Source organism: Actinoplanes palleronii (assembly GCF_016862315.1).
In the GTDB taxonomy this organism is placed as follows: Bacteria; Actinomycetota; Actinomycetes; order Mycobacteriales; family Micromonosporaceae; genus Actinoplanes; species Actinoplanes palleronii.
Map to the genome: position 1 here is coordinate 24,255 of NZ_BOMS01000158.1, position 12,998 is coordinate 37,252.

Below are 12,998 nucleotides of genomic sequence, written 5' to 3' on the forward strand. Positions count from 1 at the left end.
CACCCCATCATGGCGCAGCGATCGTGGCACGGCCCGCCGCTCCCGGACGGCTGGGCGTTCGGCGTCGAGCGCCGGCGGTTCGCGGCCGTGGCTCCGCCATCGAGCGTCAGCGCTCCGCGGCCGCCTGCAAGCGGGCAGCCAGGGCGGCGACCTCGGCGCGCAGTTCGGACGGCTTCTCCACGGTGAACTCCCAGCCGAGGCCGGCCAGCATCTGCGCCATCCCGTCCAGGCGCTCCGCGCGGGCGGTCATCCGTACCCGATAATCATCAGCTTGGACCAGGGTCGCGACCGTCGCCGGGATCCGTCTGCGGGCCTCGTCGAGGCCGGTGTGCAGCAGCACCGACACCTCGTGCCGCCAGGCACCGGCCGCGAGCCCGGCGGCCACCTGCGCGCCGGGGTCGAACCCGGCCGGCACCTCGAAGACCCCCTCCCCCGCGACGGCCCCGCTGATCCGGTCGAGACGGAACGTCCGCACCTCACCCCGGTCGTGATCGCGCCCGGTCACGAACCACTTGCCGCCGTGGAAGACCAGGCCGTAGGGGTCGAGGCCGCGCACCGCCGGATCCGCGCCGGGCTTGGCATAGGTGAACGTGACCGGCCGGTGCTCCCGGGCCGCACCGGCCAGGGTGAGCAGCGTGTCGGTGTCCGGATTGGCACCTGCCGGCGCGGGTCGCCCGGCGGCGAAGTCGAGGGTGGCCAGCAGCGCGTCGATCCGGGCGCGCAGGGCCGCCGGCAGCACCCGCTGGATCTTCGCGAGGGCGGTCTCCCCGGCGGCCGCGGTGGTGACCAGACCCGCCCGGCGCCCGGCGACCAGGCCGAGCAGCACGGCCAGGGCCTCGTCGTCGGTGAGCATCAGCGGCGGCAGCCGATAGCCGGGTGCCAGCGTGTACCCGCCATACCGCCCGCGCCGCCCCTCGACCGGGATGCCCAGGTCGGCGAGGTGTCCCGCATACCGCCGGACGGTGCGCTCGTCGACACCGAGCCGCTCGGCGAGCTGCCCGACGGTGGCACCGGCCGGACTGGCCTGGAGCAGCTCGAGCAGTCCGAGCACCCTTCCGAGTGACTGTGGCATGGGCCACACAGTATACCGGGCGGAAGCTGCCCGGTATAGCGCCTAGCGTTCTCCTCATGACGACATACGTGCTGGTACCGGGGTTCTGGCTGGGCGGCTGGGCGTGGGACGAGGTGGCCGCGGCGCTGCCCGGCGAGGTGCACACGTTCTCGCCCGATCTCGGACCGGGCATCGGGATCGAGGACCACGTCACCCAGCTCGCCGACGTGCTGCGCGGCCTCGACGACGTGATCCTGGTCGGACACAGCTACGGCGGGATGGTGATCACGGCGGCCGCCGACCGGGTGCCGGAGCGGGTGGCCCGCCTGGTCTACGTCGATTCCGGCCCGATGCCGGACGGGATGTCCCAGGCCGATTTCGACGGCTCGCCGCCGCACGCGGTCGACGGCTTCATCCCGGTGCCGGCCGAGGCGCCGCCGACCGCCGCGGGCTTCGACTGGGCGGTGGTCCGCGAGCGGGGCCGGCCCCAGCCGGTGGCCACCGCGACCGACCCGGTCCGGCACGGCTCGGCGTGGCAGAAGATCCCGCGGACGGCGGTGCTCTGCTCGTTCACCGAGGCCCAGCTGCGCGGGATGGCCGGGTCGGTGCCCGCGTTCGCGCTGATGGTCGACGGCGACTGGACCTATCGCGAGCTGCCCACCGGCCACTGGCCGATGTTCTCCGAACCGCAGGCGCTCGCCGACCTGCTGAGCGCCTCCGCCACCGCACACAGCTGAGCCCGCCGCCCGTCCACGTCATCCCGGTCCAGATCACCCCGGCCCCGATCGCCGCGCTGGGCTCGGCCGCCGGGCCGGGTATCGGGCCGGCCGGGCCGGGGTATCGGGCCACGAGCCACGTCCCGCGGTGGCCGCACGCCACACCGCTGCCACCCAAGACCGCAGCGCGACGTGGGGACTTTCGGCGCGCTCCGCACCCAAACTCGACACACACACCGCCGGCGAGGGCGGCGTGGGGAGTTCGGGTGCGGGCGCGCCGGGTGGGGCTTGCCGTAGGGGAGTTGCGGGCCGGTCGCCCCGGGGGCTTGGGCCGAGAGGCCTCCGGCGGGGGCTCGGTATTCGTACCGGAAAATGACGGTCGCGAGGGGCGGCGGACCTGGCGCGGACCGCCGGGGGTGACCGCAAGTGAACACCGGCCTCGCGCGTGCGGAACAGCAGCTAGGCGCGCGTGCCGTGACGAACCGCGTTGTGACCGGAAACGGCCGCGCAGAACGGGCCCCGCAGCGCCGCCCACTGCAGCAGCATGATCGTCTTGGCGTCGGCGATCTCACCGGTCTCGATCTGTGTGAGGGCCTGCGCGAACGGCAGCTCCACCGCGGCGATGTCCTCGCCCTCGTCGGCAAGCCCGCCGCCGGCGCCGACCCGGGACGCCGCGGAGTACGGCGCCGCGAAGCAGTGGATCCGCTCGGTGACCGATCCCGGACTGGTCCACACCACGAAGACCGGCTCCAGCTCGCCGATCGCCACGCCCAACTCCTCGCTCGCCTCCCGCCGGATCGCGGCGGCCGGGTCGTCGCCGTCGAGCAGCCCGGCCGCGGTCTCGACGAACATGCCGTCCGGATGTCCGTTCACGTACACCGGATAGCGGAACTGCCGGGTGAACAGCACGGTCTCCCGCTCCGGGTCGTAGAGCAGGACCGTCGCGCCGTCGCCCCGGTCGTACGTCTCGCGCTGCTCACTGGTCCACTGCCCGTCGCCGCGGCGGTAGTCGTAGGTGGTGCGGCGCAGCACGTGCCAGGCCGTGGCGAGCAGTTCCACGTCGCGCACGATCACGTCCGGATTGCCGGTCAGGTCGCGGCCCACCTGATCCAAACCGGTCCGGCCGCGGGCGTCGGGAAGGTCGATGCCAGGTCGCACAGTCATGGGCGTAACCTACAACCGGAAACGCGCATGAGTCGACAATAATGAGGAGAAACACGGATGCTGGCCGCGGAGCGACGCGACGTCCTGCTGTCCCGCCTGCACGCCGACGGCAAGGTGGTCGCCAAGCAGATCGCCGCCGAGCTCGCCGTCACCGAGGACATGATCCGCCGTGACCTGCGCGAACTCGCCGCCGCGGGCCTCTGCCAGCGGGTCTACGGCGGCGCGCTGCCGCTCTCCCCGGCCGCCGCCGACTACGCGACGCGCACCACCGTCGCCACCTCCAGCAAGGAACGGGTCGCCGCCGCGGCCGTCGCACTGATCCGGCCTGGCAGCACCGTCCTGCTCGACGGCGGCACCACCGCCCTCGCGGTCACCGCCGCCCTGCCGCTCGGTCTGACCGCCACGATCGTCACGCACAGTCCCACCGTGGCCGCCGCGCTGGTCGGCCATCCATCGGTCGAGGTCTACGTGCTCGGTGGCCGTCTCTTCAAACACTCCGCGGTGACCTGCGGCGCCGCAACCGCGGAGGCCGCACGGGGGATCGCCGCCGACCTGTTCCTGCTCGGCGTCGCCGGCGTGCACCACGAGGCCGGCCTCACTACGGGTGATCCTGACGAGGCCGCGATGAAGCGGACCCTCGCCGGGCGCGCCGCGGAGACCTACGTCCTGGCGAGCGCCGAGAAGATCGGCGCGGCCGCGGCGTTCACGGTCCTGCCGCCCGCCGAGGTCAGCGGCATCATCACCGACCTGCCGGACCACCCGGCGTTGCGACCGCTGCGCACCGCCGGCGTCGCGATCATCCCGGCCTGAGGACCCTTTCCGGTACGACGGTGAGCGCCCAGAAGCCCTTCCACCACGGCCCGCAAAGGCGCCTCGGTGAGGGCCGGCCGCCGCGTGGTCACCCGCCGCACGCTACCGGCAACGCCCGCCCGGCGATCCGCCCCGCAGGTCAGGGGTGAGCGGACGTGCCACCGATTCGCGTTCGGGTTTCCGGATGTCTGCTGTGGGCACATCAAGGGCAGCGACATCCCCCGCTGACAGAGGAGGCCCCCGAGATGGCTAGCACCGAGCAGGACGTCAACCGCAGCGCGAAGAGCGGCCGCTTCGTCAAGGAGTCGACCACCACGCGCTCCCCCAAGACCACGACCACCGAGCACGTCGGCAAGGACCACGGCGACCGCGAGGTGAACCGCAGCACCAGCACCGGCCGGTTCGTCAAGAAGACGACCACGGAGCTGCACCCCGCGACGACCGAGACCCAGAAGGTCTGACCGCCGGTTCCTCGCCGCCCTCCGCCCCACGCGGAGGGCGGTTCCATGTCCGGGCCCCGTAGGTGGAGGCGATCAGCCGGTGACGGCGGCGGCCAGCAGATGCCGCGCCGAGGTCATACCGGCATCTTTCCCCACGAACATGGTGACTGCTCGCACGGTTTATCGCCCTCGGGGACGGGCACTCCACCAGACGTATCCCTGGTTAGAGGAGTGAGAGAAGCGATGGCTGCACGTAAGACTCAACCGACCACCAGCCCGAGCTACACCGTTCCCGGCCTCAAACCGGACACCGCCGGTGACGTCATCGCTGTGCTGCAGGACCGGCTCAACGCCCTGAACGACCTGGCGCTGACCCTCAAGCACGTGCACTGGAACGTCGTCGGCCCGCACTTCATCGCGGTGCACCAGATGCTCGACCCGCAGGTCGACGCGGTGCGCGTCATGGTCGACGACATCGCCGAGCGGATCGCCACGCTGGGCGGTTCCCCGGTCGGCACGCCGGGCGCCCTGGTCGCCCAGCGCTCCTGGGACGACTACGCGATCGGCCGCGCCGACACCACGTCGCACCTGGCCGCGCTCGACATCGTCTACACCGGCGTGATCGAGTCGCACCGGGAGGCGATCGCGAAGACCGAGGAGTCCGACCCGGTCACCCAGGACCTGCTGATCGGCCAGTCCGGCAAGCTCGAGCAGTACCACTGGTTCGTCCGCGCCCACGTGGAGTCCGCGGACGGCACGCTACTCACCGCCGGCGTCAGCGACGAGAAGACCGCTGCCAAACGCGGCAAGCGCTGATCCCGCACGATTCAGGCCGCCGGTTGGTTCCGGCGGCCTTTTTCGTACGTACGAAATCGGACCCGGCCCGGAGAACCAGCCTCCCGTCAGTGACCGGAACGATCGGCCCGGAGGGGTGCCCGGCCGCGTCAGAGGCCCGCGGTGACGCGGCCCGCGGCTGCAACAAAATGCAAACATCGAAGTTTCTTGTACGTTAATCGATGTGCTCCTATGCTCCGAAGGAAAGCGCTTTCCCGCACTACATCCCCAGGAGAGCAGTCCATGAAGAGAGCACTTGCCCTAGCGAGCGGCACCGCGATCACCGCCGCTGCCGTCGCCTTCGCCATGCCCCTCCCCCAGGCATCGGCGGCGGCGGTCGGCACCGCGACCGGATACGCCAGCGTCAACGGCGGCACCACCGGTGGCGCCGGCGGGACCACGGTCCGGGCCACCACCGGCACCCAGATCCACACCGCGCTCTGCAACCGGGCCAGCAGCAGCACCCCGATCACCATCGAGGTCGAGGGCACGATCAACCACGGCAACACCACGAAGGTCTCCGGCGCCAGCTGCAACACCGCCGCCGACAAGATCGAGCTCAAAGAGGTCAGCAACATCACGATCGTCGGGGTGGGCGGCGGCGCCGTCTTCGACCAGCTCGGCATCCACATCCGGGACGCCAGCAACATCATCATCCAGAACGTGACGGTCCAGAACGTCAAGAAGTCCGGCTCGCCGACCTCCAACGGCGGCGACGCGATCGGCATGGAGACCAACGTCCACAACGTCTGGGTGGACCACGCCACGCTGCTGGCCTCGGGCGGCGAGTCGGCGGGCTACGACGGCCTGTTCGACATGAAGGACAACACCCAGTACGTCACGCTCTCCTACAGCATCCTGCGCAACTCCGGCCGTGGCGGCCTGATCGGCTCCGGTGACAGCGATCTCGCCAACGGCCCGGTCACGTTCCACCACAACTTCTACGAGAACATCGACTCGCGCACCCCGCTGCTGCGGGGCGCGACCGCGCACATCTACAACAACTACTACCTCAGCCTGAACGAGTCCGGGATCAACGCCCGCGCCGGCGGCAAGGCGAAGGTGGACAACAACTACTTCCAGAACTCCAAGGACGTGCTCGGCACGTTCTACACCGACCTGCCCGGGTACTGGCAGGTCGCCGGCAACACGTTCGACAACGTGACCTGGTCGGCCGTGGCCTCCGACAACAACCCCGCCGGCCCGAATCCGGTCTCCAACACGACCGTGAGCATCCCTTACGCGTACGTGCTGGACAGCGCGTCGTGCGTCCCCGCGATCGCCCGCGCGACCGCCGGCTCGGGCACCGGACTGAAGACCTCGGACGGCAAGTGCGCCACCACTGCTCCGACCGCGTCGCCGACCAGCTCACCGACGGTCTCGCCCACCGTGTCGCCGACCGTGTCGCCGACGGCCAGCCCGTCGCAGCCCAGCGGCACCAACCTCAGCCTCGCCTCGGGCGCCGGCGCCGACGGGTCGAGCAAGGCCAGCGGCACCAGCTACGGCAACGTCCGCGACGGCAGCCTGACCACGTACTGGTCCCCGAGCGGCACCACCGGCGACATCTCGATCAAGTGGGGCTCGGCCACCACCGTCGCCCGGATCAACCTGCGCGAGGCGTCCGGCGCCACCGGCCTGATCGGCGCCTACCAGGTCCTCAACGGCACCACCGGCGCGGTCCTGACCTCCGGCACCGGCGCCGGCGTGATCAGCTTCCCGGCCACCGCCCTCACCAAGATCACCTTCAAGATCACCAGCGCCTCCGGCACCCCCAAGGTCGCGGAGTTCGAGACCTACGCCTCCTGACCCCAGCTGGCCCTCAGGGGTGCCTCACCCATCGGGAGGCACCCCTGACAACCAGCCGGCGACCCGCAAGCGCGCCGCTCACCCACCCGGCTGGTCTCCAGGGGTGCCTCGCACGCCGGGAGGCACCCCTGGAGACCAGCCGAGGCCCGGCAGCGACGAGCGGCCCGGACCACGGTGGTGGCGGGTCAGGGGGTCAGGGGGTCTCGAGGGTCAGGGTTACCTGGGCTACCGCGTCGTCGGACATCAGGTCGCGGCGCAGGTGGGAGGCGTGCTCGACCAGGTTGCCGGCCGGGCTGTCCCGGACCGCGCGGGTCGGTGTCACCCACAGGTTGACCAGCAGCTGCGACGGGCCGACCCACACCGCGTGCATGTCGTCGATCTTCTCGACCCAGGACTCGGCGGCCACCTTGGCGCGGATCGGGTCGAGCACGTCGTCCGGCGCCGACTCCTCCAGCAGCAGGCCCTTGGAGCGGCGGGCCAGCAGGTACGCCACCACGATCAGCAGCAGGCCGATCGTCATGCTGCCGATCGCGTCCCAGCCCGCCCAGCCGGTCCCGGCGTGCAGGACCAGCGCGGCCAGGGCGATCGCGAGACCGATCAGCGCGGCGGTGTCCTCGAGGAAGACCGTGGTGGCGCTCGGGTCGGAGGCGTGCCGCAGGTGGTGCCGCAGGGTCCGGTTCTGCTGCTTGGCGTCGCGGCGCAACTGCTTGTGCGCGGTGTACCAGGAGTAGCTCTCGAACACCGCGGCCACCACGAGCACGCCGACGCCGATCCACAGCGATTCGACCGCCTCCGGCATCAGGATGCTGCGCACGCCCTCGCCGATCGACAGCACCCCGCCGACCAGGAAGATCCCCAGCGCTGCCAGGAACGTCCAGAAATAGCGCTCCTGTCCGTACCCGAAGGGGTGTTTGCTGTCCGGCTCCCGGAGGGAGCGCTTGAGGCCGATCAACAGCAGGATCTCGTTGCCGGTGTCCGCGATGGAGTGGGCGGCCTCGGCCCACATCGACGCCGAACCGGTCAGCAACCCGGCAATGATCTTCGCGATCGCGATGGCGCCGTTCGCGACCACCGCGACGATCACGGTCCACTTGCTGTCACCGCCCTCCGAGGAATTCTCGGAACCGGAAGAGGGCTGATCGAGGCGTTTTTCGTCCACAGCGGCGTTGTCCACAAGCTCGCGGTACCCGGCTTGACCCGCGCGCACACCCGGGTAGCGTCTCCAGGAGCGCTGCAGTGTCCCGCATCATGGAGGTCGTCGTGTCCGTGCTACCCATCCGGAAGATCGGTGACCCGGTGCTGCGCCTGGCCGCCGCGCCGGTGTCCGATTTCGACGCCGAGCTCAGCCGACTGGTCGACGACCTGACACAGACCCTGGCGGAGTCGCGCGGCGCCGGGCTGGCCGCGCCGCAGATCGGGGTCAGCCTGCGGGTCTTCGCGATCAACCCGGACCTGCCGGGCAACGATCTGCGGCTGGACCACCTGGTCAACCCGGTGCTGGAGTTCCCCGACGAGGAGGATCAGCGGGGTCCGGAGGGCTGCCTGTCGATCCCCGGCGTCTATCTGGACACCAAGCGCCGGCTCAATGCCGTCGCCAAGGGCTACACCAAGCACGGCGACCCGGCCCAGGTCGTCGGCCAGGGCCTGCTGGCCCGGTGCATGCAGCACGAGACCGACCACCTCGACGGGATCCTGTTCCTCGACCGGCAGGACGCCGACGACCGGCAGCGGCTGCTCGACACGCTGCGCGAGGCCGCCTGGTTCGAGGGCGTGCCGGTCCCGGAGCTGCGGGTCAGCCCGCACTGATGACGTCGACCGGCATTCTGGAGGAGGTGGTGGTCCGGGCAGCCGGCCAGGGTTGACGCGACCGGGTGACTCCGCGCCCGTACCCCTGGGATTTGCACCCTCTGCCGTGATGCGATCCCACCGGCCGCACCACCGCATCGCCCGGAGGAGAACCCGTGAAGCACCGCCTCGCCGCCCTGGCGGCCCTCTCGCTCGCCCTGACCGGCTGCGGGTTCGTCAACAACGCCGACGCCAGCCCCCGGTCCGCCGCCCGGACGACCACGCGGGAACCGGCCGCGGCCCAGCAGGTCGGCAACGCCGCGTCGGTGAAGGACGACGGCGACATCCCGGACCCGTGCACGCTGCTCTCCGAGGACGACATCAGCACCCTGACCAACCGCAAGGTCAGCCAGATCGACGAGGACGGCGCGAACGCCGGTGACGCCACCCGGTACTGCCAGTGGCAGCAGGACGGCGGCCAGCTCGCGGTCTTCCTGAGCCGCACCACCGCGGCGGAGTTCCAGGTCACCGTCGCCGAGGCGGAGCCGGTCGAGGACCTCGGCGATCAGGCGTACGCGCACTCCGGTCACCTGTACGTGCTCTTCGGGACGGTGCAGATCGACGTCTACGCGCACGGCGGCACCGAGAAGCAGAACCTGTCCGACGAGAAGGACGTGGCCGAGGCCCTGCTCCCGAAGATCTAGCCGATCAGGCGCGGGGCCAGCAGTTCCTCCGGCACCGGGCCGCTGCCGATCCTCGCGATCAGGGCGCGGGCCCAGGCGGTCAGCGCGGCCACCGGGATCCGGTGCGGGCTGCTTTCGGCGTACGGTTCGATCCGGTCCGCCGCGCGTGTCAGCAGGCGCACCGCGCCGACCTCGTTGCCCCGCCGCAGGTGGGTGACCCCGACCGCGAGCTGGGCCAGGCCCTTCCACAGCTCCCGGGTGTCGTCGTCGCAGGCCTTCCACGCACCCTCGAGGACCTCGTGGGCGTGGAACGGCCGGCCGGCGGCGAGCAGGCTCTCGGCCTCGCGCAGCGCCTCGTCCGGCGGGAGCACCAGGTCTTCCGGGGTGGTCGGCACGCCGGGCAGCCCGTGCGGGAGCGGGCGACCCAGCCCGTCGCGGGGACGCGAGTTGCGGGCCCGCCCGGCCGCGTCCCGGTCCCGGGCGGTTCCTGGCACGTCCGGTGCAGTGTTCATGCCTCTCATAGTGCCCCCTGGTAGGTCCGGGACCTTCGGCCTGGCGGGCCGGGTGCTGTCGCCCTGCCCCGGAGATCGGTGGAAGTGACCTTCGGCCCGCCGGGCCGGGTGCTGTTGCCCTGCCCCGGGAGATCGACGGAACCGAGGATGGACGGCAGAGACGAAGGGAACCTGCCATGCGGACCACTGGGATCGTCGTCGGTACCGACGGCACCACAACGAGCGACGCGGCCGTCGACTGGGCGGCCCGGGAGGCACACCGGCGCGGCCTGACCCTGCGGGTCGTGCACGCCTTCGACTGGGACTGGCGCGAATCCCGCGTCCCGGTCGGCGAGCACCACCTGGACGCGGCCCGCCGGCAGGCCGAGGATGTCGTCGCGGCCGCGGTGGACCGGGTCCAGCGGGTCGCCCCCGGGCTCACCCCGCAGACGTTCACCCTGATCGGACCGGCCGTCCCCCGGCTGCTCGAGTCGGCCCGCGGCGCCCAGCTGCTGGTCCTGGGCCGGCGCGGCCGCGGCGGCTTCACCGGGATGCTGCTCGGCTCCACCGCCCAGCGGGTCGCCACCCACGCGCCGTGCCCGGTCATGGTGATCGGCGAGCAACCGGCCCCGGACGCGCCGATCGCCGCGGGAGTCGACGACTCCCCCAGCGCCGACCTGGTCCTGGAGACCGTCTTCGGCGCCGCCGCCGACCAGAACTGCCCGATCACGGTGATCCGCGCCTGCCCGCCGGCCCTCCCGGCCTGGCTCACCACCGACCCGCCCGCTCTGGACGACGGCGAGCTCGACCGTCTGGAGGAGCAGCTGGCCCCGTGGCGCGCCAAGTTCCCGGATGTGCCGGTCCAGGTGGCGCTGACCCACCACACCCCACCGGCCGCCCTGATCGCGGCGTCCCACCGGGCCCGCCTGATCGTCGTGGGCAGTCACGGACACGGCCGGGTCTCCGGATCGCTCGTCGGCTCGACCAGCCTGCAGCTGCTGCACCACGCCGCCTGCCCGGTCCACATCGCCCGCACCGCCCCGGAGTGACCGGCGCTGACCCCGGCTGGTGCTCGGGGGTGTCTCCGCCGCCTCGAGGCACCCCTGGGGGCCAGCCGGGAGCGTGGAGTGACAAACGACGCTTTGACATCAAGCGGGGTTGAGGTTTTACCGTCGCGTGGTGGATCTGGGAACAGTGCGGGAATCGGGTGTCGGCGAGCGGCTCAAGGGGGCCTTCCGCCGGTATCCGACCGGGGTCGCGGTGATCAGCGCGGTCGGGCCGGACGGGCCGGTCGGGCTGACCGCCTCGAGTGTGGCGTCGGTGTCGGTGTCGCCGCCGGCCCTGTCGTTCTCGGTCATGGGCACGCGGTCGGCGCGGATCCTGCTGGACGCGCCGAGCTTCGTCGTCCACCTGCTCGGCACCCGGCACGTCGCGCTGGCCCGGGAGTTCGCGCACTCCGCCGGTGACCGGTTCACCCCGGAGCAGGGGTGGAGCACCCTCCCGTCCGGCGAGCCGGTCCTGTTCGACGCGGTCGCCGCGCTGCGGGCCGCGCCGCTGCACCTGGTGCCGGTGGGTGACGCGACGCTGGTGGTGGCGTCGGTGCTCGAGGTGTTCCACGGCCCGGACGACGACCGGCCGCTGATCCACCACGCCCGGACGTTCGTCACCGCCGCCCGTCTGTGACCGGGCGAACCTGATCCAACGCTTCGTCCAGCACGGTGTTCGGAACGATCAGGTCGGCCCGGTCCCGGGTGGCCACGATCAGCCCGGCGTTGTGCTCGTCGGTGCCGGTGGCCCAGGCGATCGCCTCCGCCTGCGGTTTGCCGAAGCGCACGTGCCGCTCGACCAGACGGCGCACCCGTTCCTCCTGCGCCAGGTCGACGTACCAGATCTCGTCGAACCGGCGGCGGGCGTCGCACCAGCGCGGCTCGTCGACCAGCAGGTAGTTGCCCTCCGAGATGATCAGCCGGGCGGCGCGGGGTACCGGGATCGCACCGGCCAGCGGCTGTTCGAGCAGGCGCTCGAAGCTGGGGGCGTACACCAGGTCGTCCTCGTCCTCCCGCAGTCGGCGCAGCAGCGCCGCGTACCCGGCGGCGTCGAAGGTGTCCGGCGCGCCCTTGCGGTCGCGCCGGCCGAGCCGGTCGAGTTCCCCGTCGGCGAGGTGATAACCGTCCATCGGTACGTGCGCCACCGGCACCCCGGCCCGCGCCAGCGTCCGGACCAGCGCCTCCGCGAGGGTGGTCTTGCCGGCCGCCGGAGCGCCGGTGATCCCGAGGACGGCCCGTCGCCCGCCCGCGGCGAGCGCGCCGGCCCGGTCCACCAGGCCGGCGAAAGTGATGGTCATGCCGGTCGGGCGCTGAGATGGCCGGCGATGAACTGCCGCGCGTGCCGGGCCAGGTCCTCGCCGTCGTCCCAGAGGTTGCGCCAGATGGACAGGTCGGCGGAGAGGCCGGGCGCGACCACCGCGGACGAGAACGACTCGAAGGTGATCGGGCCGGTGTAGCCGATCGCGCCGAGCGCGTGGAAGAACGACGTGAAGTCCAGGTGCCCGGAGCCCAGGTAGCCCCGGTGGTTCTCGCCGACGTGCACGTAACCGAGGCGGTCGGCGGCGTCCAGCACCGGCCGTACCATGTCGTTCTCCTCGATGTTCATGTGGTACGTGTCCAGGTGGATGACCACGTTGTCCTCGCCGATGTCGTCGGCCAGGCGCAACGCGTCGCGCGCGGTGTTCACCACGTTCGTCTCGTACCGGTTGCAGATCTCCAGGCCGAGGGTGACGCCGGTGCCGCTGGCCTGCTTGGCCAGCTCGCGCAGCACGGTGACCACGTTGGCCCGGCCGGCCGTGCTCAGCGGGCGGGCGTAGCTGCCGAACGCGCTGTAGAGCGCCCCGGTCAGGTGGCTGGCGCCGATCCCGGCCGCGATCGTCAGGGAGTCCTGCAGCAGGCGCTCGCCGCGGGCCACCACGGCGGGGTCGTCGCTGGAGATGTCGGCGTCCATCGCCAGGCCACGGGAGCAGGCGACCTTGAGACCGGCCGCGTCCAGCTCGGCCCGGGTCCGGGCGACGTCCAGGTTCAGGGAGTCGTGCAACGAGAACTCGATCAGGTCGTACCCCGAAGATTTTGTCTTCTGGATCGCGGTCGTGACCGAGGCCGGGGCGGTGTCGCCGACCCAGACGAGGGCGTGCACACCGAGCGGATTGCGGATGTCCATGGGGGTCT

At 71.8% G+C, this 12,998-nt stretch carries 15 protein-coding genes; 9 read left to right on the top strand and 6 right to left on the bottom strand.

The features are described 5' to 3' along the window. Nucleotides 1–106: 106 nt before the first annotated feature. Nucleotides 107–1,072 (bottom strand): helix-turn-helix transcriptional regulator, encoded by a 966-nt coding sequence (locus tag Apa02nite_RS44405; protein ID WP_203830504.1) that lies wholly within the window; start codon nucleotides 1,070–1,072, stop codon nucleotides 107–109. Nucleotides 1,073–1,128: 56 nt separating this feature from the next. Between Apa02nite_RS44405 and Apa02nite_RS44410 the strand changes: the two genes are divergently transcribed. Next, a complete protein-coding gene (locus Apa02nite_RS44410) occupies nucleotides 1,129–1,788 on the top strand; it encodes an alpha/beta fold hydrolase (protein WP_203830505.1) in 660 nt (219 codons plus the stop codon). Between the two features lie 438 nt (nucleotides 1,789–2,226). Here Apa02nite_RS44410 and Apa02nite_RS44415 read toward each other — a convergent pair whose 3' ends face one another. Then, entirely contained in the window at nucleotides 2,227–2,931 is a 705-nt protein-coding gene (locus Apa02nite_RS44415) for an NUDIX domain-containing protein (RefSeq protein ID WP_203830506.1), read from the bottom strand. Nucleotides 2,932–2,988: 57 nt separating this feature from the next. Between Apa02nite_RS44415 and Apa02nite_RS44420 the strand changes: the two genes are divergently transcribed. From Apa02nite_RS44420 to Apa02nite_RS44435, 4 genes are all read left to right on the top strand, one after another. Further along, on the top strand, nucleotides 2,989–3,741 hold the full coding sequence (locus Apa02nite_RS44420; RefSeq protein WP_203830507.1) for a DeoR/GlpR family DNA-binding transcription regulator: 753 nt from the start codon (nucleotides 2,989–2,991) through the stop codon (nucleotides 3,739–3,741). A 245-nt stretch (nucleotides 3,742–3,986) separates the two neighbouring features. Then, on the top strand, nucleotides 3,987–4,202 hold the full coding sequence (locus tag Apa02nite_RS44425) for a hypothetical protein (protein WP_203830508.1): 216 nt from the start codon (nucleotides 3,987–3,989) through the stop codon (nucleotides 4,200–4,202). A gap of 222 nt (nucleotides 4,203–4,424) precedes the next feature. Further along, nucleotides 4,425–4,997: a Dps family protein gene (locus Apa02nite_RS44430; protein WP_203830509.1), complete on the top strand. Its 573-nt coding sequence runs from the start codon at nucleotides 4,425–4,427 to the stop codon at nucleotides 4,995–4,997. A gap of 261 nt (nucleotides 4,998–5,258) precedes the next feature. Further along, complete coding sequence (locus Apa02nite_RS44435) at nucleotides 5,259–6,821, top strand: pectate lyase family protein (protein WP_203830510.1); 1,563 nt, start codon at nucleotides 5,259–5,261, stop codon at nucleotides 6,819–6,821. A 193-nt stretch (nucleotides 6,822–7,014) separates the two neighbouring features. Here Apa02nite_RS44435 and Apa02nite_RS44440 read toward each other — a convergent pair whose 3' ends face one another. Beyond that, nucleotides 7,015–7,995, bottom strand: a complete 981-nt coding sequence (locus tag Apa02nite_RS44440) for a cation diffusion facilitator family transporter (protein WP_239164997.1) — start codon at nucleotides 7,993–7,995, stop codon at nucleotides 7,015–7,017. A gap of 86 nt (nucleotides 7,996–8,081) precedes the next feature. Between Apa02nite_RS44440 and def the strand changes: the two genes are divergently transcribed. Both def and Apa02nite_RS44450 read left to right on the top strand, forming a co-directional pair. Then, nucleotides 8,082–8,627 (top strand): peptide deformylase, encoded by a 546-nt coding sequence (def, locus tag Apa02nite_RS44445; protein ID WP_203830511.1) that lies wholly within the window; start codon nucleotides 8,082–8,084, stop codon nucleotides 8,625–8,627. A gap of 155 nt (nucleotides 8,628–8,782) precedes the next feature. After that, a complete protein-coding gene (locus tag Apa02nite_RS44450; protein WP_203830512.1) occupies nucleotides 8,783–9,310 on the top strand; it encodes a DUF3558 family protein in 528 nt (175 codons plus the stop codon). Here Apa02nite_RS44450 and Apa02nite_RS44455 read toward each other — a convergent pair. Continuing rightward, the gene (locus tag Apa02nite_RS44455; protein WP_203830513.1) at nucleotides 9,307–9,801 is read right to left on the bottom strand and encodes a DUF309 domain-containing protein; all 495 of its coding nucleotides are present in this window, start codon (nucleotides 9,799–9,801) and stop codon (nucleotides 9,307–9,309) included. The genes Apa02nite_RS44450 and Apa02nite_RS44455 overlap by 4 nt on opposite strands. Before the next feature lie 176 nt (nucleotides 9,802–9,977). Between Apa02nite_RS44455 and Apa02nite_RS44460 the strand changes: the two genes are divergently transcribed. Continuing rightward, nucleotides 9,978–10,829, top strand: coding sequence for a universal stress protein (locus Apa02nite_RS44460; protein WP_203830514.1), 852 nt, complete (start codon nucleotides 9,978–9,980; stop codon nucleotides 10,827–10,829). Nucleotides 10,830–10,959: 130 nt separating this feature from the next. Beyond that, nucleotides 10,960–11,463 carry a flavin reductase family protein gene (locus Apa02nite_RS44465; protein ID WP_203830515.1) on the top strand — a complete coding sequence of 168 codons (504 nt, stop codon included), beginning with the start codon at nucleotides 10,960–10,962 and terminating at the stop codon, nucleotides 11,461–11,463. Here the strand turns inward: Apa02nite_RS44465 and Apa02nite_RS44470 are convergent. Continuing rightward, nucleotides 11,444–12,124: a nucleoside/nucleotide kinase family protein gene (locus Apa02nite_RS44470; protein ID WP_203830516.1), complete on the bottom strand. Its 681-nt coding sequence runs from the start codon at nucleotides 12,122–12,124 to the stop codon at nucleotides 11,444–11,446. The two genes, Apa02nite_RS44465 and Apa02nite_RS44470, sit on opposite strands and share 20 nt — an antisense overlap. Continuing rightward, the gene (locus tag Apa02nite_RS44475; protein WP_203830517.1) at nucleotides 12,121–12,990 is read right to left on the bottom strand and encodes a sugar phosphate isomerase/epimerase family protein; all 870 of its coding nucleotides are present in this window, start codon (nucleotides 12,988–12,990) and stop codon (nucleotides 12,121–12,123) included. Before Apa02nite_RS44475 ends, Apa02nite_RS44470 begins: the two co-directional genes overlap by 4 nt. Between the last annotated feature and the right edge of the window lie 8 nt (nucleotides 12,991–12,998).